This window comes from Pseudomonas sp. PvP025, assembly GCF_017832155.1.
Classification (GTDB): Bacteria; Pseudomonadota; Gammaproteobacteria; order Pseudomonadales; family Pseudomonadaceae; genus Aquipseudomonas.
Genome location: NZ_JAFIBJ010000001.1, coordinates 2,663,973 through 2,683,454, shown reverse-complemented (window position 1 = coordinate 2,683,454; position 19,482 = coordinate 2,663,973). Strand labels below are relative to the sequence as shown.

General features: G+C 61.4%; 15 protein-coding genes, 3 tRNA genes and 1 riboswitch. Of the genes, 16 read left to right on the top strand and 2 right to left on the bottom strand.

Annotation, left to right across the window (positions count from 1 at the left end; all coding sequences use genetic code 11):
* Positions 1-124: 124 nt before the first annotated feature.
* The 8 genes from JOE32_RS11245 to astE all read left to right on the top strand — a co-directional run bounded on the left by JOE32_RS11245 (position 125) and on the right by astE (position 9,064).
* A complete protein-coding gene (locus JOE32_RS11245; protein WP_057010051.1) occupies positions 125-1,105 on the top strand; it encodes a GlxA family transcriptional regulator in 981 nt (326 codons plus the stop codon).
* Between the two features lie 224 nt (positions 1,106-1,329).
* Positions 1,330-2,550: an aspartate aminotransferase family protein gene (locus JOE32_RS11240; RefSeq protein WP_209984016.1), complete on the top strand. Its 1,221-nt coding sequence runs from the start codon at positions 1,330-1,332 to the stop codon at positions 2,548-2,550.
* A 187-nt stretch (positions 2,551-2,737) separates the two neighbouring features.
* Positions 2,738-3,757: an arginine/ornithine succinyltransferase subunit alpha gene (gene aruF / locus JOE32_RS11235; protein ID WP_209984015.1), complete on the top strand. Its 1,020-nt coding sequence runs from the start codon at positions 2,738-2,740 to the stop codon at positions 3,755-3,757.
* A gap of 51 nt (positions 3,758-3,808) precedes the next feature.
* Positions 3,809-4,834, top strand: coding sequence for an arginine N-succinyltransferase (astA, locus tag JOE32_RS11230; RefSeq protein ID WP_209984012.1), 1,026 nt, complete (start codon positions 3,809-3,811; stop codon positions 4,832-4,834).
* The gene (astD, locus tag JOE32_RS11225; RefSeq protein ID WP_209990482.1) at positions 4,831-6,300 is read left to right on the top strand and encodes a succinylglutamate-semialdehyde dehydrogenase; all 1,470 of its coding nucleotides are present in this window, start codon (positions 4,831-4,833) and stop codon (positions 6,298-6,300) included. Before astA ends, astD begins: the two co-directional genes overlap by 4 nt.
* A gap of 78 nt (positions 6,301-6,378) precedes the next feature.
* Positions 6,379-7,725 carry an N-succinylarginine dihydrolase gene (gene astB, locus JOE32_RS11220; protein ID WP_209984010.1) on the top strand — a complete coding sequence of 449 codons (1,347 nt, stop codon included), beginning with the start codon at positions 6,379-6,381 and terminating at the stop codon, positions 7,723-7,725.
* Positions 7,726-7,751: 26 nt separating this feature from the next.
* A complete protein-coding gene (locus JOE32_RS11215) occupies positions 7,752-8,042 on the top strand; it encodes a hypothetical protein (RefSeq protein ID WP_003214319.1) in 291 nt (96 codons plus the stop codon).
* Between the two features lie 11 nt (positions 8,043-8,053).
* The gene (gene astE / locus JOE32_RS11210; protein WP_209984008.1) at positions 8,054-9,064 is read left to right on the top strand and encodes a succinylglutamate desuccinylase; all 1,011 of its coding nucleotides are present in this window, start codon (positions 8,054-8,056) and stop codon (positions 9,062-9,064) included.
* Here astE and JOE32_RS11205 read toward each other — a convergent pair.
* Both JOE32_RS11205 and JOE32_RS11200 read right to left on the bottom strand, forming a co-directional pair.
* Positions 9,057-10,553, bottom strand: coding sequence for a M91 family zinc metallopeptidase (locus JOE32_RS11205; protein WP_209984006.1), 1,497 nt, complete (start codon positions 10,551-10,553; stop codon positions 9,057-9,059). The genes astE and JOE32_RS11205 overlap by 8 nt on opposite strands.
* A gap of 138 nt (positions 10,554-10,691) precedes the next feature.
* Positions 10,692-11,201 (bottom strand): 6,7-dimethyl-8-ribityllumazine synthase, encoded by a 510-nt coding sequence (locus JOE32_RS11200; RefSeq protein WP_209984004.1) that lies wholly within the window; start codon positions 11,199-11,201, stop codon positions 10,692-10,694.
* Between the two features lie 114 nt (positions 11,202-11,315).
* Positions 11,316-11,485: riboswitch (FMN riboswitch) on the bottom strand.
* A gap of 182 nt (positions 11,486-11,667) precedes the next feature.
* Between JOE32_RS11200 and ltaE the strand changes: the two genes are divergently transcribed.
* The 8 genes from ltaE to mgtE all read left to right on the top strand — a co-directional run bounded on the left by ltaE (position 11,668) and on the right by mgtE (position 19,459).
* Complete coding sequence (ltaE, locus tag JOE32_RS11195) at positions 11,668-12,672, top strand: low-specificity L-threonine aldolase (RefSeq protein ID WP_209984002.1); 1,005 nt, start codon at positions 11,668-11,670, stop codon at positions 12,670-12,672.
* 147 nt (positions 12,673-12,819) lie between these two features.
* On the top strand, positions 12,820-15,438 hold the full coding sequence (alaS, locus tag JOE32_RS11190) for an alanine--tRNA ligase (protein WP_209984000.1): 2,619 nt from the start codon (positions 12,820-12,822) through the stop codon (positions 15,436-15,438).
* A 95-nt stretch (positions 15,439-15,533) separates the two neighbouring features.
* Positions 15,534-16,775: an aspartate kinase gene (locus JOE32_RS11185; RefSeq protein WP_209983998.1), complete on the top strand. Its 1,242-nt coding sequence runs from the start codon at positions 15,534-15,536 to the stop codon at positions 16,773-16,775.
* Between the two features lie 173 nt (positions 16,776-16,948).
* A complete protein-coding gene (gene csrA / locus JOE32_RS11180) occupies positions 16,949-17,191 on the top strand; it encodes a carbon storage regulator CsrA (RefSeq protein ID WP_231422923.1) in 243 nt (80 codons plus the stop codon).
* Positions 17,192-17,253: 62 nt separating this feature from the next.
* Positions 17,254-17,344 (top strand) — tRNA-Ser (locus JOE32_RS11175).
* Positions 17,345-17,452: 108 nt separating this feature from the next.
* Positions 17,453-17,529: transfer RNA gene (locus tag JOE32_RS11170), tRNA-Arg, on the top strand.
* 71 nt (positions 17,530-17,600) lie between these two features.
* Positions 17,601-17,677: transfer RNA gene (locus tag JOE32_RS11165), tRNA-Arg, on the top strand.
* Between the two features lie 339 nt (positions 17,678-18,016).
* Positions 18,017-19,459 carry a magnesium transporter gene (mgtE, locus tag JOE32_RS11160; RefSeq protein WP_003233511.1) on the top strand — a complete coding sequence of 481 codons (1,443 nt, stop codon included), beginning with the start codon at positions 18,017-18,019 and terminating at the stop codon, positions 19,457-19,459.
* Positions 19,460-19,482 lie beyond the last annotated feature (23 nt).

Sequence of the window (19,482 nt, the reverse complement as noted above, 5' to 3'; positions counted from 1 at the left end):
CATACCGCCATCGGGAGCAAGCCCCCTCCCACATTGATCTTCATCAGTTTTTGAGATTTGTGTTGGTTTACGGGCTAGCATTGGCCCTTGTCTTCATTACCGTTCTTCGTTTCGGATAGCCTCAATGACCGCCCACAAAATTGGTTTTCTCATCTGGCCCAGCACCAAGGCACTGACGCTTGCGCTGGCTGAGGAGGCTTTGCGCGTTGCTCAGCGGGTGCATCCGGAGGTGATCTACGAACTGTCGTTTCTGCACGCCGAGCCGCCGATCCATGGCGCCTGGCAACTGCCGGGCGAGCCGTGGGCGGGCAAGCTCGAAGGCTTTCAGAAATTGTTTCTGCTGGCGGACGAGCCGCCCACCGTCATCGCGTCCCAGCTCAGCAGCGCGCTCAAGCAACTGGTGCGCGCCGGCTGCGTGATCGGTGGCCTGTCGGCCGGTGTGTACCCGCTGGCCCAGCTCGGCCTGCTCGACGGCTACCGTGCCGCCGTGCACTGGCGCTGGCAGGACGACTTTGCCGAGCGCTTCCCCAAGGTCATTGCCACCAGCCACCTGTTCGACTGGGACCGCGACCGTCTGACGGCCTGCGGTGGCATGTCGGTGCTCGACCTGCTGCTGGCGGTGCTGGCCCGCGACCACGGCGCCGAGCTGGCCGGTGCCGTCTCCGAAGAACTGGTGGTGGAGCGCATCCGCGAAGGCGGCGAGCGCCAGCGTATTCCGCTGCAAAACCGCCTGGGCTCCAGCCATCCGAAGCTGACCCAGGCTGTACTGCTGATGGAAGCCAATATCGAAGAACCGCTGACCACCGATGAAATCGCCCAGCACGTGTGCGTGTCGCGACGACAACTGGAACGGATCTTCAAGCAATACCTCAACCGTGTTCCCAGCCAGTATTACCTGGAATTGCGCCTGAACAAGGCGCGCCAGATGCTCATGCAAACCAGCAAGTCGATCATCCAGATCGGCCTGTCGTGCGGCTTTTCCTCGGGGCCGCACTTCTCCAGCGCCTACCGCAACTTCTTCGGCGCCACCCCCCGTGAAGACCGCAACCAGCGCCGCAGCAGCAGCCCGTTCGAGTTGTCGTCGGTGCCGTCCGAGCGCGGTTGAGGTGTGAGGCGCAAAATTCCTGCGCCACTGCCGCAAAAAACCGTCTCATCCGTTTAAACTGCGCCATTGCGATGCTATATGTCGCATTGGCGTAAACCCGCGTAAAACCGGGGTTTGCGCTATAAGAAGTTGTCGCTTGGCGGCAAGGTCGCCCGGAAAACTGTCCTTACAATCCCTGCATCGTCCGCCAGTTTCAGGCGGGCGTTCCTCTTCAGGAGACTCCGATGTCCGTTGAGCAAGCCCCGGTGCAACGTGCCGATTTCGACCAGGTAATGGTGCCCAACTACGCACCCGCCGCCTTCATCCCGGTGCGTGGCCAAGGCTCGCGCGTGTGGGACCAGGCCGGTCGCGAGCTGATCGACTTTGCCGGCGGCATCGCGGTCAATGTGTTGGGCCATGCGCACCCCGCGCTGGTCGGTGCACTCACCGAACAGGCCAACCGGCTGTGGCATGTGTCCAACGTCTTCACCAATGAGCCGGCCCTGCGCCTGGCGCACAAGCTGATCGACGCCACCTTTGCCGAGCGCGTGTTCTTCTGCAACTCCGGCGCCGAAGCCAACGAGGCCGCGTTCAAGCTGGCCCGTCGCGTGGCGTTCGACCGGTTCGGCACTGAGAAGTACGAGATCATCGCCGCGCTCAACAGCTTCCACGGCCGGACCCTGTTCACCGTCAACGTCGGTGGCCAGTCCAAGTACTCCGATGGCTTCGGGCCTAAAATTACCGGCATCACCCACGTTCCTTATAACGACCTGGCCGCGCTGAAGGCTGCTGTGTCGGACAAGACCTGCGCAGTGGTGCTCGAACCGATCCAGGGCGAGGGCGGCGTATTGCCGGCCGAGCTGGCTTACCTGCAAGGCGCGCGCGAACTGTGCGATGCCAACGACGCGCTGCTGGTGTTCGACGAAGTGCAGACCGGCATGGGCCGCAGCGGTCACCTGTTCGCCTACCAGCACTACGGCGTGACGCCGGACATCCTCACCAGCGCCAAGAGCCTGGGCGGCGGTTTCCCGATTGCGGCGATGCTCACCACCGAAGCGCTGGCCAAACACCTGGTGGTCGGCACCCACGGCACCACTTACGGCGGCAACCCGCTGGCGTGCGCGGTGGCCGAAGCGGTGATCGACGTGATCAACACCCCGCACGTGTTGGCGGGCGTGAACGCCAAGCACGAGCAGTTCAAGGCGCGCCTGCAGCAGATCGGCACGCAATACGGCATTTTCAGCGAGGTGCGCGGCCTGGGCCTGTTGATCGGTTGCGTGCTCAGCGACGCATTCAAGGGCAGGGCCAAGGACGTGTTCAACGCGGCCGAGAAAGAAAACCTGATGGTCCTGCAAGCCGGCCCGGACGTGGTGCGTTTTGCGCCGAGTCTGGTGGTGGAAGAGGCAGACATCAACGAAGGCCTGGATCGTTTTGAGCGTGCGGTAAAAACGCTGACCCAGGCCTGATAAAAATCTATCCGCCGGACCAGACCCAATGTGGGAGGGGGCTTGCTCCCGATTGCTGTCTGTCAGTTGATACATCAGAGACTGATCCACCGCTATCGGGAGCAAGCCCCCTCCCACATTGGAACTGAGTTGTACCCGGGCTTCCCGGTATTTTCCCCATGAGTTTTTCGAGTTGAGGAGTGACCCCATGCTGGTGATGCGCCCCGCGCAAATGGCTGACCTGGGCGAGGTACAGCGTCTGGCTGCGGACAGCCCGATTGGTGTCACTTCCCTGCCGGACGATGTGGAACGCCTGAGCGACAAGATCGCCGCCAGCGAAGCCTCATTCGCCGCCGAGGTGAGTTTCAACGGCGAAGAAAGCTATTTCTTCGTGCTCGAAGACACCGCCACCGGCAAGCTCGCCGGTTGCTCGGCCATCGTTGCCTCGGCCGGTTACTCCGAGCCGTTCTACAGTTTCCGTAATGAAACCTTCGTGCACGCCTCCCGCGAGCTGAAGATCCACAACAAGATCCACGTGCTTTCCCAATGCCACGACCTGACCGGCAACAGCCTGCTCACCAGTTTCTACGTGGTGCCTGAGCTGGTCGGTTCGCCGTGGTCGGAACTCAATTCCCGTGGCCGCCTGCTGTTCGTCGCCAGCCACCCCGAGCGCTTTGCCGACTCGGTGGTGACCGAGATCGTCGGTTACAGCGACGAGAACGGTGATTCGCCATTCTGGGACGCCATTGGCCGCAACTTCTTCGACCTCAATTACGCCGCCGCCGAGCGCCTGTGCGGGCTCAAAAGCCGCACGTTTCTCGCCGAACTGATGCCCCATTACCCGATCTACGTGCCGCTGTTGCCGGACGCCGCCCAGGAGGCAATGGGCCAGGTGCACCCGCGGGCGCAGATCACGTTCGACATCCTCATGCGCGAAGGCTTCGAGACCGACCATTACATCGACATCTTCGACGGCGGCCCGACCCTGCACGCACGAGTCTCGGGCATTCGCTCGATTGCCCAGAGCCGCGTGGTGCCAGTGAAGATCGGTGAGATGGTCAAGGGCGCAGGCCGCCAGTACCTGGTCAGCAACGCGCAGTTGCAGGATTACCGCGCGGTGATGCTGGAGCTGGACTATGCGCCCGGCAAACCGGTGGTCCTCGACCTGGCGGCGGCTGAAGCGTTGGGCGTGGGCGAAGGCGCGAGTGTGCGTCTGGTTGCGGTTTAAAGAGAGAGTTTCGCGGGTGGCTGACCACAGCGGCCCGTTTGAGGAGATAGCATGATCGTTCGTCCCGTACGCAGCAGCGATTTACCGGCCCTGATTGATCTGGCGCGCAGCACCGGCACCGGCCTCACCACCTTGCCGGCCAACGAGGAACGCTTGACCCATCGGGTAGGCTGGGCCGAAAAGACCTTTCGTGGCGACGCCGGGCGCGGCGATGCCGACTACCTGTTCGTGCTGGAAAACGACGAAGGCCGGGTGGTGGGCATTTCCGCCATTGCCGGTGCCGTTGGCCTGCGCGAACCCTGGTACAACTTCCGTGTCGGCCTCACCGTCAGCGCCTCACAGGAGTTGAATATCTACCGCGAGATCCCGACGCTGTTTCTGGCCAACGACCTCACCGGCAATTCCGAATTGTGCTCGCTGTTTCTGCACGCCGATTACCGCAATGGCCTCAACGGCCGCATGCTGGCCAAGGCGCGCATGCTGTTTATCGCCGAGTTCCCGCAGTTGTTCGGCAACAAGATCATCGCCGAGATGCGCGGGGTGTCCAACGACGCCGGACGCTCGCCGTTCTGGGAAAGCCTGGGCCGCCACTTCTTCAAGATGGAATTCAGCCAGGCCGACTACCTCACCGGCGTGGGCAACAAGGCGTTCATTGCCGAACTGATGCCGAAGTTTCCGCTGTACAGCTGCTTTCTTTCCGAAGACGCGCGCAACGTGATTGGCAAGGTGCACCCCGATACCGAACCGGCGTTGAGCATGCTCAAGAGCGAGGGTTTCAGTTATCAGGGCTACGTGGATATTTTCGACGCCGGCCCGGCAGTGGAATGTGAAACCGCCAGGATCCGCGCGGTGCGCGACAGTCAGGCGCTGGTGCTGGCCATCGGCACGCCGGGGGACGACGCCACGCCGTTCCTGATCCATAACCGCAAGCGCGAAGACTGCCGCATCACCGCCGCGCCGGCGCGCCTGGCTGCCGGTACGCTGGTAGTCGACCCGCTGACCGCCAAGCGCCTGCAACTGGTGGTGGGTGATCAAGTGCGCGCCGTACCGTTGTCTGCTGCCCGGGAGTCGAAATAATGAATTCGCTGTATATCGCAGGAAGCTGGCTGGCCGGCCAGGGTGAGCTGTTCGAATCGCGCAACCCGGTGACCCAGCAGGTGCTGTGGGCCGGCCACGGCGCCACTGTGGAGCAGGTCGAGTCCGCCGTGCAGGCCGCGCGCCAGGCGTTCCCGGCCTGGGCCCGGCGCTCGCTGGAGGAGCGTATCAGCGTGCTCGAAGCCTTCGCGGCCATCCTGAAAAAGCGCGCCGATGAAATCGCCCGCTGCATCGGTGAAGAAACCGGCAAGCCCCTGTGGGAGTCGGCCACCGAAGTCACCAGCATGGCCAACAAGATTGCCATCTCGGTGCAAAGCTACCGTGAGCGCACCGGCGAGAAGAGCGGCCCTCTGGGCGACGCCACCGCCGTGCTGCGTCACAAACCCCACGGCGTGGTGGCGGTGTTCGGCCCGTACAACTTTCCGGGCCACTTGCCGAACGGGCATATCGTGCCGGCGTTGCTGGCGGGCAATACCGTGCTGTTCAAACCGAGCGAGCTGACTCCCAAAGTCGCCGAGCTGACCGTGCAATGCTGGATCGACGCCGGCCTGCCAGCGGGCGTGCTGAACCTGCTGCAGGGCGCACGCGAGACCGGCATCGCGCTGGCCGCCAACCCTGGCATCGACGGGTTGTTCTTCACCGGCTCCAGCCGCACCGGCAATCACCTGCACCAGCAGTTCTCCGGGCGCCCGGACAAGATCCTGGCCCTGGAAATGGGCGGCAATAACCCGCTGGTGGTCGATGAAGTGGCCGATGTGGATGCAGCGGTGTACACCATTATCCAGTCGGCATTCATCTCGGCCGGCCAGCGCTGCACCTGCGCGCGCCGCCTGCTGGTGCCGCAAGGCGCCTGGGGCGATGCCCTGCTCGCACGCCTGGTGGCGGTTTGCGCGACCCTCGAAGTGGGCGCGTTCGACCAGCAACCGGCACCGTTCATGGGCTCGGTGATTTCCCTCGCGGCGGCCAAGGCGTTGATGGACGCGCAGGAATGGATGCTGGCCAATGGCGCGGTCGCGCTGTTGGAGATGACTCAACCCCAGGACCAGGCCGCGCTGCTCACCCCGGGCATTATCGACGTGACGCACGTGAGCGAGCGCGAAGACGAAGAACTGTTCGGCCCGCTGCTGCAGGTGATTCGCTACGCCGATTTCGAGGCGGCGATTGTCGAGGCCAACAACACTCAATATGGCCTGGCCGCAGGCTTGCTGTCGGACTCCGAAGCGCGCTACCAGCAGTTCTGGCTGGAAAGCCGGGCGGGCATCGTCAACTGGAACAAGCAACTGACCGGTGCCGCCAGCACCGCGCCGTTCGGCGGGGTAGGCGCCTCGGGCAATCATCGCGCCAGTGCGTATTACGCGGCGGATTATTGCGCGTATCCGGTGGCGTCGCTGGAGACCCCGAGTCTGACGTTGCCAGCAGCACTGACCCCGGGCATCACGCTGCTCTGAAAGTGTGTGTGCCCTTGTGGGAGGGGTGTGTTGAGACTTTTGAAGCCTATAAAAACAGATGTTCGTGGAGCCTCGCCGATGAAATCCTGTGAAGTCAATTTTGACGGTCTAGTGGGGCCGACCCATAACTACGGCGGCTTGTCCTTCGGCAACGTCGCGTCCCAGAGCAACAGCCAGCAGCATTCCAACCCCAGGGAAGCGGCGTTGCAGGGCCTGCAGAAAATGAAGGCGCTGATGGACATGGGCTTTGTGCAAGGTGTGCTCGCGCCCCAGGAGCGCCCCGATGTGGCCGCCTTGCGCAGCCTTGGTTTCAGCGGCAGCGACGCGCAGGTCATCGAGCAGGCCGCCAGGCAGGCGATGCCGTTGCTGGTCGCCAGTTGCTCCGCCTCGAGCATGTGGGTGGCCAACGCCGCCACGGTCAGCCCGAGCGCCGATACCATTGACGGCCGCGTGCACTTCACCGCCGCCAACCTCAATTGCAAATACCACCGCAGCATCGAACACCCCACCACCAGCCGCGTGCTGGGGGCGATGTTCGCCGACGCGCGGCGCTTCGCCCATCACGCCGCCTTGCCGGCGGTGGCGCAGTTCGGCGACGAAGGCGCGGCCAACCACACGCGTTTTTGCCGCAGCTATGGCGAGGCCGGTGTGGAGTTTTTCGTGTTCGGCCGCAGCGCCTTCGACCCGCGCTACCCGGCGCCGCAGAAGTACCCGGCGCGCCAGACCCTGGAAGCGTCCCAGGCCGTCGCACGCCTGCACGGCCTGGCGGATGACGGCGTGGTCTACGCCCAGCAGAACCCGGCGGTGATCGATGCCGGTGTGTTCCACAACGATGTGATCGCGGTGGGCAATGGCGAGGTGCTGTTCTATCACGAGGATGCATTCCTCAACACCGAGCAGGTGCTCGCCGAACTGCACGGCAAGCTGGCCCGGCTGGGCGGCCATTTTCAGGCGGTGTGTGTGCCGCGCGCCGAGGTCAGCGTCGAGGACGCGGTGCGTTCCTACCTGTTCAACAGCCAGTTGCTGACCCGGCCGGACGGCTCGATGCTGCTGATCGTGCCGCAGGAGTGCCGTGCCAACGAGCGCGTGTGGCGTTACCTGCAAACCCTCACCACCGCCGGTGGCGTGATCCGCGAAGTCAAGGTGTTCGACCTCAAGCAAAGCATGCAGAACGGCGGCGGCCCGGCGTGCCTGCGCTTGCGCGTGGCATTGAACGAGACCGAACTGGCGGCGGTGAACCCGGGCGTTATCCTGACCGCGCAGCTGTACGAGACCCTTACTCAGTGGGTCGACAGACACTACCGCGACAGCCTGCGCGAAACCGACCTGGCTGACCCGCAATTGCTGATTGAGTGCCGGACGGCACTGGATGAACTGACGCAAATCCTTAAACTGGGCTCGGTTTATCCGTTCCAGATCAATTAATACCCATCCACGGCTGAGAGTTATTTATGACCACCGACACCCTGAAACTGATCCTCGAAGACACCGACGGCACCCAGCTGGAAACCTCCTGCACGCGCGTTGCCGTGGTCTGGCAGGGCAAGGAGATCTGGATCCAGCACGATGGCCGTGGCCAGTTGCTGATCGGTGTGGACGTGGAAGAGGGCGACGCCGAGTACGCCAACCTGCTGATGCGCCCGTTGGCCACCAACCTGATGAGCCTGCAACTGGAAATGGAACCGGCCGACGTCGAAGGCGATGACGACGATCACGTCCATGGCCCAGGCTGCAACCACTAAGGAAGCTGCGTATGCTCGCCCTCGGCAAACTGCTTGAACTGACCCTCGCCGGTCGTGAACCGGCGCAAAAAATTCAACTGACTGTCGACGGCGTGCAGATGCGCTGGCTCAGCGAGGGCGCGCTCGAAGTGCGCCCGCCGCAGGCCCTGGACGCCGGCGGCGACCTGCTGCTGTCGTCCGGCATCCATGGCAACGAAACCGCGCCGATCGAACTGCTCGACCGCCTGTTGCATGGCATCGCCCGGGGCGAGATCAAACCGCGTAACCGTATTCTGTTTCTGTTCGGTAACCCCGAGGCCATGCGTCGCGGCGAGCGTTACCTGGAACTGGACGTCAACCGGCTGTTCAATGGCCGGCATGAACAAAACATCGGCCCGGAGGCCATCCGCGCCGCCGAGCTCGAGCAACTGGCCCGCAGCTTTTTCAGCCTGCCGGGCCGCTGGCGCTTGCATTACGACCTGCACACCGCCATTCGCGGTTCGAAGATTGAGCAGTTTGCGCTTTACCCGTGGAAAGAAGGTCGCCAGCATTCGCGCCGCGAACTGGCGCGCCTGAGCGCCGCCGGCATGCAAGCGGTGCTGTTGCAGAATAAAGCCTCGATCACCTTTACCGCGTTCACCTATGAGCAGCTCGATGCCGAGGCCTTTACCCTGGAGTTGGGCAAGGCGCGGCCGTTCGGGCACAACCAGGGCGTTGATGTGTCGCGTCTGGAAACGCGCCTGACACAGATCATCGAGGGCACGGAGCCTGCGGGCGAGACCCTGGACGGCCTGCAACTGTTCGCGGTCGCCCGTGAGGTCATCAAACACAGCGACGCCTTCCTGATGCATCTTCCGGCAGACGTGGAAAACTTTTCGCAGTTGGACAAAGGCTACCTGCTGGCCGAAGACGTGGCCAAGACCCGCTGGGTGATCGAGGAGGAGGGCGCGCGCATTATCTTCCCCAACCCGAAGGTGAAGAATGGCCTGCGCGCCGGGATCCTGATCGTGCCGATCTCGGAGAGCGCCGCCGCGTTCAAATAGGTGGAGATGAATATTGCTTGCGCGGCGGCATGCCCAGCTCCTCTCGGATACCGTTTTCGGTGAACGGTGTGGCGTTGGTGTGGGTGGGTGGCGTGGACGGGTCATTGTCGAAATCGAAAGCAATGGCGTCTGTCGGCAGGCCGACTGCCTGAAGTTCGTGATTGGGGATGATCGGGCGCGGTTTGTTGCCGTCTGCACCGTCAAGGCTGGCGCCCTGCAACGAAGTGCCGGTGACGACGTTATAGGCATGGCACAGTTCGTGATAGAGCAACGGGATATTGCTCATTCGATTGCCGATGAACGAAGGGTTGTAATACACAGCGCCGCCATAGGAGGGCGTGCCGGGCCTGTTGTCCTGAATGAATGAGGGAGGCGTCGAAGCAGGGCTGGGCACGAACAGGCCATTGGCTTCGTCCTGCAGCTCATAAATGTTGATGGGTGTACCGCTGCGCAGTTCGGCGGCATCCAGCGCCCGGAACAGGTGCTGCCCGTTGGGCGAGTTGGCCAGCAGCTGCAAGTCATCGTTTACCCGCTGTTGAAATTCCACGCTGCCGATGACTCGTATGCCGCTGTTTTGCAGGGAGAGCGGTTGGATATCGGTCACCAGCGCTTGAGGGTGAGGGCACTCGGGTGAGGTGTCCGAGGGCGTCAAACCATGTGCGATGAACTGTCCTGCCGCTGCGAGGCCGCTGTTGGGGTTGGCGAAGACCTTGTCATCTGGTTTGAGCTGCGTGACCACGTCCAGCCCTTCGCCGGTATACAGCACGTTTGAGCGGGGGCCTGCCTGTATCAAGTCGTTGCCGGGGCCTCCTGTCAGGATGTTGTGCGCGCTCCCGCCCGTTAATTGATCGTCGCCTTCGCCGCCATTGATGAACGCCAGCCCGCTTGCGGCGATAACCTTGTCGTCTCCTGCGCCGGCGTAGACGGTCATTTCACCGTCTGCGAGGGAGAAAATCTGGTCCGCGCCGTCGCCCCCTTCGATATAGGCGGGGCCTCGGTGATTCAGGATTATATCGTTGCCAGGGCCTGCAAAAATGCGCGTATAGCCGCCTCCGGCGAAGATATGATCGTCACCTTCCCCCGAGTCGACCAGTATCGGCCGCGTCACGTTCTCGGCGATGTGGATCAAGTCGTTGCCACCCTGCGTTCGAAAGACGACGAACTGGTTCAACCCGGCCAGGGTAACCACAAAGTGCTCGCTATTGATCACCACCATGAGGCCGTTATCTTGAGGGCGTATATCGACGTGGATTCGGTCGTCCTCGTCGTGGGTGGTAAACACGATGTAGTCGTGAAGTTCATCGGCCAACTCTCGTTCGACGGTGACGAGAGGCGTTTGATGCAGCGTAATGAACGTCAGCGTTTTTTGAATATCGAGGTCTCTGTTGAGAGAGCGGGTGCGGCTGGCGGGCGCGCTGAGGCGGCCGTCAATGAGCCATTGAAGGTCAGCGCCACGAGGGGCAAGGGGAAGTGAAGGAACGTGAGACATGGTGACTCCGATGATGGTTGGGAAGCGCTTGTGAAAAGCGTCAACGCCATTACATCGTCGGTACCGCGGTTGCTGGCTTTACTTATATAGGATGCCCAATCGCACGGGACTGCCCGTGCGATTGGGCGGCAATCGGACTCAGCTGACGCGCTTTTGCAGCTCGCTCTGATAGATCGCGCGAATCTTGTGCAGCGTATCGGCACAGGTGCGCGCCGCTTCCTGGCCCTTGTGCACGAAGTGCTCGTAGAAGAAGGTGTGGTGCTCGCTGCCGGCGTGGAAGTGGTGCGGGGTGAGGGACACCGAGAACACCGGCACTTCGGTTTCCAGCTGCACCTGCATCAGGCCACTGACCACCGATTGGGCGACGAATTCGTGACGGTAGATGCCGCCGTCCACTACCAGCGCAGCGGCGACGATGCCGGCGTAACGGCCGGTCTTGGCCAGCAGCTTGGCGTGCAGGGGCATTTCAAAGGCGCCGCCGACTTCGAAGAAATCGATGTCCGATTCCTGGTAGCCCTGGGCGATCATTTCGGCGAGGAAGCCTTTGCGGGATTGGTCGACAATATCCTTGTGCCAGCAGGCCTGGATAAACGCGACGCGCTCGCCGTGATGGTTTTTGCTTTTGCTGTCGATAGCGGTGGGTTGCATGTTCTGACTCCTGTTTAAGAAAAAAACAGGGCGTTATGAATCGAATGGGATTTCAAGGGTACGAACAGCGACGTCATGCAGGCATGAGGTCGACGCGCGGCGCTTGGGTGCCAATCCCGTTCTCTCTTCATCCGGACTATGACCGTCGGCCCCGGGATCACACCGGGTCTGCTGACCTTGCCGCCGTCCTGCGTGAGCAGTTCGAGGCGCCAAGCGCTCGCGGGCTATGCACATTGCGCGCAATTACCGCCGGTGGGGAATTACACCCCGCCCTGAGAACGTTGCCGTCAGAACCCTGACGGCGAAGGGTTTTTAACACGGTTTTTGCAAAACTGCACGATTGCCGTATCGATCACCTAGATCGGTTTGTTTGATGGATATTCGATTCCTGACCACACAGGGCTTGATATTGCGCGGCGTTGCCCGCAGTAATCGTCACTACACCCCACCGTCAGAGGCCTGCTTGATGAACGTCATAGACCTGCGCAGCGACACCGTGACCCAACCCACGCCCGGTATGCTTGATGCCATGGCCACTGCCGCCACTGGCGATGACGTCTACGGCGAAGACCCCAGCGTCAATCGCCTGGAGGCCGAGCTGGCCCGGCGCCTGGGGTTTGCCGCCGCGCTGTTCGTGCCTACCGGCACCATGAGCAACCTGCTGGCGTTGATGGCCCACTGTGAGCGCGGCGAGGAGTACATCGTCGGCCAGCAGGCGCACACCTACAAATACGAAGGCGGTGGTGCGGCGGTGCTCGGTTCGATTCAACCCCAGCCACTGGAGGCGCAGGCCGACGGTTCCCTCGATCTGGGCCAGGTGCTGGAAGCGATCAAGCCCGACGATTTTCACTTCGCGCCTACCCGCCTGCTGGCGCTGGAAAACACCATGCAGGGCAAGGTCCTGTCGCTCGATTACCTGGCCAGGGCCCGCGCGTTTACCCACGAACATGGTCTGTCCCTGCACCTGGACGGCGCGCGGCTTTATAACGCGGCGGTCAAGCTGGGCGTGGAGGCGCGGGAGATCGCCCGGCATTTCGATTCGGTGTCGGTGTGCCTGTCCAAGGGCCTGGGCGCGCCAGTGGGCTCGGTGCTGTGCGGCTCCACAGCGCTGATCGCCAAGGCGCGGCGCCTGCGCAAGATGGTCGGTGGCGGCATGCGTCAGGCGGGGTCGCTGGCGGCGGCGGGGCTGTATGCGCTGGATCATCATGTGCAACGCCTGGCCGACGACCACGCCAACGCCCAGTGGCTGGGCGAGGCGCTGCGCGATGCCGGCTACCCCGTGGAGCCGGTGCAGACCAACATGGTCTACGTGCAGATGGGTGACCGTCACCAGGCGTTCAAGGATTTTGCTGGCGAAAGGGGCATCAAATTGAGCACGGCGCCACGCCTGCGTATGGTCACGCACATGGATGTGAACCGCACGCAGCTCGAACAGGTGGTGCGGGCATTTGTCGAGTTTTCGCGCAACTGACAGGTGCAGGCCGTCTAATTGAACGTTTCTATCGTATAAACACGCTGTACCCCCGGCAAAGGGCCGATATAATGCGGCCCTTTGCCGTCGCTCCGTCTGATGATGTTGCGCACTGGCCTTTGGCCGCAGCCTCCGTGGAAGAACCTAATGAAAAGCGCAGAAATCCGTGAAGCCTTCCTTCGCTTCTTCGAAGAGCAAGGTCACACCCGTGTCTCCTCCAGCTCCTTGATCCCAGGCAATGACCCGACCCTGCTGTTCACCAACGCGGGGATGAACCAGTTCAAGGACTGCTTCCTGGGCCAGGAAAAGCGCGCCTACACCCGCGCCACCAGCAGCCAGAAGTGCGTACGCGCCGGCGGCAAGAACAGCGACCTGGAGAATGTCGGTTACACCGCTCGCCACCACACCTTCTTCGAAATGCTGGGCAACTTCAGCTTCGGCGACTATTTCAAGAAAGATGCGATCACCTTCGCCTGGACCTTCCTCACCGGCGTGTTGAAGCTGCCCAAGGAAAAGCTCTGGGTCACCGTCTACGCGACGGACGACGAAGCCTATGACATCTGGACCCAACAGATCGGCGTGCCCGCCGAGCGCATGATTCGCATCGGCGACAACAAGGGCGCCCCGTACGCGTCCGACAACTTCTGGACCATGGGCGACACCGGCCCGTGCGGCCCCTGCACCGAGATTTTCTACGATCACGGCGCCGACATCTGGGGCGGCCCGCCGGGCTCGCCGGAAGAAGACGGCGACCGTTACATCGAAATCTGGAACAACGTGTTCATGCAGTTCAACCGCACCGCCGACGGCGTGTTGCATCCGCTGCCGGCGCCGTCGGTGGACACCGGCATGGGCCTGGAGCGGATCAGTGCGGTGATGCAGCACGTTCACTCCAACTATGAAATCGACCTGTTCACCAACCTGCTGAGCGCCTCGGCGGCGGCCATTGGCTGCGCCAATGAAAGCCAGTCTTCGCTCAAGGTGGTGTCCGACCACATCCGTTCCTGCGGTTTCCTGATCGCCGACGGCGTGCTGCCCTCCAACGAGGGCCGTGGCTACGTGCTGCGCCGCATCATCCGTCGCGCTTGCCGCCACGGTAACAAGCTGGGCGCCACTGGCAGCTTTTTCTACAAGATCGTCGCCGCGCTGGTGGCCGAGATGGGCGAGGCTTTCCCTGAGCTCAAGCAGCAGCAGACCAACATCGAGCGCGTGCTCAAGGCCGAGGAGGAGCAGTTCTCCAAGACCCTGGAACACGGCCTGAAAATTCTCGAACAGGATCTGGCCGAACTTAAAGGCACGGTCGTGCCGGGCGACGTGGTGTTCAAACTGTACGACACCTACGGCTTCCCGATGGACCTGACCGCCGACATCGCCCGTGAGCGCGAGCTGACCATCGATGAGGCCGGCTTTGAGCGTGAGATGGAGGCCCAGCGCGTGCGCGCCCGGTCCGCCAGCTCTTTTGGCCTGGATTACAACACCCTGGTCAAGGTCGACGTGCCGACCGAATTCATCGGCTACAAGGCGACCGCCGGCGCGGCCAAAATCGTTGCGATCTATAAGGACGGCAAATCCGTCGACGTGTTGAGCGAAGGCGAAGAAGCCGTCGTGGTGCTTGACCAGACGCCGTTCTACGCCGAATCCGGTGGCCAGATCGGTGACTGTGGTTTCCTCAGCTCCACGTCCGGGCGTTTTGATGTGCGTGACACCACCAAGACCGGCGGTGCGTTCCTGCATCACGGTGTGCTGGTGCTGGGCAATCTGACGGTCGGTGCGCCGGTCGACACCCAGGTGGATGCGGACGTGCGCCATGCCACCGCGCTGAACCACTCGGCCACCCACTTGCTGCACGCGGCCTTGCGCCAGGTGCTGGGCGAGCATGTCCAGCAGAAGGGTTCGCTGGTCGACAGCCAGCGCCTGCGCTTCGACTTCAGCCACTTTGAAGCGATCAAGCCTGCGCAGATCAAGGCCCTTGAAGACATCGTCAACGCCGAGATTCGTCGCAACACTCCGGTCGAGACCGAAGAAACCGATATCGACACCGCCAAGGCCAAGGGCGCGATGGCGCTGTTCGGCGAGAAGTATGGCGACAGCGTGCGCGTGCTGAGCATGGGCGGCGCATTCTCGGTGGAGCTGTGCGGCGGTATCCACGCCAACCGCACCGGCGACATCGCGCTGCTGAAAATTGTCAGCGAAGGCGGTGTGGCGTCTGGTGTGCGGCGTATCGAGGCGGTCACCGGTGCTGCGGCTCTGGCCTACCTGAATGCGGCCGAAGAACAACTCAAGGAAGCGGCCAGCCTGGTCAAGGGCAGCCGCGACAACCTGATCGACAAACTGTCCGCCGTGCTCGAGCGCAACCGTGCGCTGGAGAAGCAGCTGGAACAGTTGCAGGCCAAGGCGGCCAGTGCAGCGGGTGACGATCTGTCGGCCGCTGCAGTGGACGTCAAAGGTGTGAAAGTACTGGCGGCACGTCTGGACGGTCAGGACGGCAAGGCGTTGCTGGCCCTGGTCGATCAGTTGAAGAACAAGCTCGGCCGCGCAGTGATCCTGCTCGGCGGTGTGCATGAGGATAAGGTCGTGCTGGTTGCGGGTGTAACCAAGGACCTGACTGGCCAACTCAAAGCCGGTGATTTGATGAAACAGGCCGCTGCGGCAGTGGGCGGGAAGGGCGGTGGTCGCCCGGACATGGCGCAAGGCGGTGGTGTGGACGCCGGTGCCCTGGATGCGGCCCTGGCCCTGACCGTGCCATTTGTCGAAGCAGGTATTTAAGGCGCTGTTAAACGGCCCGCGACCCGGTCGCGGGCGGTTGAGTGCTGGTTGAATTGGAAATCAGGCGCCCCTTTACGGGCTGAGGCGGCTTAGAAATGGCTTTGATCGTACAGAAATTTGGAGGCACCTCGGTCGGCTCTGTCGAAAGAATCGAGCAGGTCGCCGACAAGGTTAAGAAGTTCCGCGACGCCGGCGATGACCTGGTGGTGGTGCTGTCGGCCATGAGCGGTGAAACCAATCGCCTGATCGAACTGGCCAAGGCCATCAGTGGCGATCAGCAACCGTTGCCGCGTGAGCTGGATGTGATCGTGTCCACCGGCGAGCAGGTGACCATTGGCTTGCTGGCCATGGCGCTGAACAGGCGCGGCGTGCCGGCGGTGTCCTACACGGGCAGCCAGGTGCGCATCCTGACCGACAGCGCGCATACCAAGGCGCGCATCCTGCAGATTGATGATCAGAAAATTCGTACTGATCTGAAAGCCGGTCGCGTGGTAGTGGTAGCAGGGTTCCAGGGGGTGGATGAGCACGGCAACATCACCACCCTCGGACGTGGCGGTTCGGACACCACGGGCGTTGCGCTGGCAGCGGCTCTCAAGGCGGATGAATGCCAGATCTACACCGATGTGGACGGCGTCTACACCACCGATCCGCGTGTCGTGTCCGTGGCTCAGCGCCTGGACAAGATTACCTTCGAAGAGATGCTGGAGATGGCCAGTCTCGGTTCCAAGGTGTTGCAGATTCGTGCGGTGGAGTTTGCCGGCAAGTACAACGTTCCGCTGCGCGTATTGCACAGCTTCAAAGAGGGTCCGGGCACCCTCATTACTATTGATGAAGAGGAATCCATGGAACAGCCGATCATTTCCGGCATCGCTTTCAACCGCGATGAAGCCAAGCTGACGATCCGTGGCGTGCCGGATACTCCGGGCGTGGCGTTCAAGATCCTCGGTCCGATCAGTGGCGCAAATATTGAAGTCGACATGATCGTGCAGAATGTTTCGCACGATAACACCACCGATTTCACCTTCACCGTGCACCGCAACGAGTACGATGCGGCCGAGCGTATCCTGCAGAACACCGCGAGCGGGATTGGCGCCCGTGAAGTGGTCGGCGATACCAAAATTGCCAAGGTGTCGATCGTGGGTGTGGGCATGCGTTCCCATGCCGGTGTTGCCAGCCGCATGTTCGAGGCCCTGGCCAAGGAAAGCATCAATATCCAGATGATCTCCACCTCGGAAATCAAAGTCTCGGTGGTGATTGAAGAGAAGTACCTGGAGCTTGCGGTGCGCGCGTTGCACACCGCTTTTGAGCTCGATGCGCCGGCCCGACAGGGCGAGTAAGGCAGTGCCGGAACGGCGCGGTATACCGCGCCTTTCCTTTTTTGTGGGGCGCGTGGTCTTTTGCGTCGGCTCGACAATACTCAGATGCAAGGTCTACCCGCTCCTGCAGCGTAGGCTGAGCGTTTTTTTTGCAGACTGTTGTTCCAGAACTGAAGTGCGTGAGGTGAAAGGTTATGTTGATTCTGACTCGTCGTTGCGCAGAAAGCCTGATTATCGGTGATGGCGAAATCACCGTGACCGTGCTCGGCGTCAAAGGCAATCAAGTGCGTATCGGGGTTAACGCTCCGAAAGAGGTAGCGGTCCACCGGGAGGAAATCTTCCAGCGGATCAGTAAGGAAAAGGAAAAGGAGAAAGAGCAGCAGGGACGTCAGCAGCAGGACGAGGACGAGGAAAACGACGAAGAACCAAGCCATTAATTTTTATCGCTTTTTGTGTTTGCAAACGGGGATGAACGTGGTTAATATACGCCCCGTGTTGCGGAGAGCTGGCCGAGTGGCCGAAGGCGCTCCCCTGCTAAGGGAGTACACCTCAAAAGGGTGTCGGGGGTTCGAATCCCCCGTTCTCCGCCATTATTTGCTTAGTACGTTGCAGTCTGGATTTATCGGTAAGTTGTTGAAATTACTCGAAAAAATCGCTTTACATAGAGATTGAACGGCCTATAATGCGCGGCAACAAATGCACTCGTAGCTCAGCTGGATAGAGTACTCGGCTACGAACCGAGCGGTCACAGGTTCGAATCCTGTCGAGTGCACCATTTAAGAGTCAATTGCAGCAATGCGGTGACTCGGCTTCAACCAGTTGTGATCTGGTCTAAAAACACAATCTGCACTCGTAGCTCAGCTGGATAGAGTACTCGGCTACGAACCGAGCGGTCACAGGTTCGAATCCTGTCGAGTGCACCATACAAACAAAAAGCCCGCCAAGTGCGGGCTTTTTGCCGTCTGGCGTTTGTGCAGGATTTCTCCTGATCCATCACCCTGATGTGTTTTCCGCCCGGGTTGCGACGTCGCAGTTCCCGGGTGCAGCTCAGGCTCAACTTTGCCTCGCAAGCGCTTGTTCTCTCCAGTTTTTTAAGATTAAAAGCCACCGAGCGGTGTATCATTGCGCCCGTCAGCCCCGCCGGGGCTTGTGGAATACCTCCATGGACTTACCCAGTAGTAACTCAGTAACCCGCTTTACCAATCATGAATTGACTGATTGATCCTTCCGGCGTGCCCCGCTGCTGGGAGTGGAGTTCGCCTATGACCGAAGTAGAAGTTAAGAAAACACAAGACAGCCTGCAGGATCGCCTGGCTCAAGTCATCGAGCTGCTGCAGCGCCAGCGCGTGGTCGAAGACCTCACGCATCGCCAGGAAGGCCCGAATCACGACCGCGTTGAAAACCTGGTCCATCGGCAAAACCTCGTCGAGCTGCAGCGCAAGCTCGATGACCTGCACTCCGCCGACGTCGCCTATATTCTTGAAGCCTTGCCGCTGGATGATCGACTGACGCTCTGGCAGTTGGTCAAGGCTGACCGCGACGGCGACATCCTGCTCGAAGTATCCGACTCCGTACGTGAAACCCTGATCGCCGACATGGACGATCACGAGTTGCTGGCCGCCGCCAAGGAAATGGACGCCGACGAACTGGCTGACCTTGCGCCTGAATTGCCGCGTGATGTTGTCCATGAGCTGATGGAGGCGCTGGACACCCAGCAGCGTGAGCGCGTGCGTTCAGCGCTGTCGTACGACGAGGACCAGGTCGGCGCCCTGATGGACTTCGAGATGGTCACCATTCGCGAAGACGTCAGCCTCGAGGTGGTTTTGCGCTACCTGCGCCGTCTGAAGGAGCTGCCAGGTCATACCGACAAGCTGTTCGTCGTCGACTATGAAGGCATCCTCAAGGGCGTGCTGCCGATCAAGCGCCTGCTGGTGAACGATCCGGAGAAGAAAGTTGCGGACTTGATGGCCAGCGATACCGTGAGCTTTCACCCGGACGAGGACGCGTATGACGCGGCCCAGGCCTTTGAACGTTATGACTTGATCTCGGCGCCGGTGGTTGACAAGAACGGCAAGTTGATTGGCCGTTTGACCATCGACGAAATCGTCGATCTGATTCGTGAAGAGAGTGAAACCGAAGTCCTCAACATGGCGGGTTTGCGTGAGGAGGAAGATATTTTTGCCTCGGTCTGGCGCTCGCTGCATAACCGCTGGGCATGGCTGGCGGTTAACCTGATTACCGCGTTCATCGCCTCGCGAGTCATCGGGCTGTTTGAAGGCTCGATTGAAAAGCTCGTGGCACTGGCGGCGTTGATGCCGATTGTGGCGGGCATCGGCGGTAACTCCGGTAACCAGACCATCACCATGATCGTGCGCGCGATGGCGCTGGATCAGGTGAGTACCGCCAACTCTTCCCGCTTGCTGCGCAAGGAGCTGGCCGTCGGGCTTATCAACGGTCTGGTGTGGGGTGGGGTGATCGGTGTGGTGGCCTACTTGCTGTATGGCAGTTGGTCGCTCGGCGTGGTGATGACTGCCGCCATGACGCTCAACCTGCTGTTGGCTGCGTTCATGGGCGTGTTGATTCCGATGACCCTGGCACGCCTTGGTCGCGACCCCGCAATGGGGGCGAGTGTCATGATCACAGCCATGACGGACAGCGGAGGTTTCTTCATCTTCCTCGGCTTGGCGACCATATTCCTGTTGTAAGGTGCTCTGTGGGAGCGAGCAAG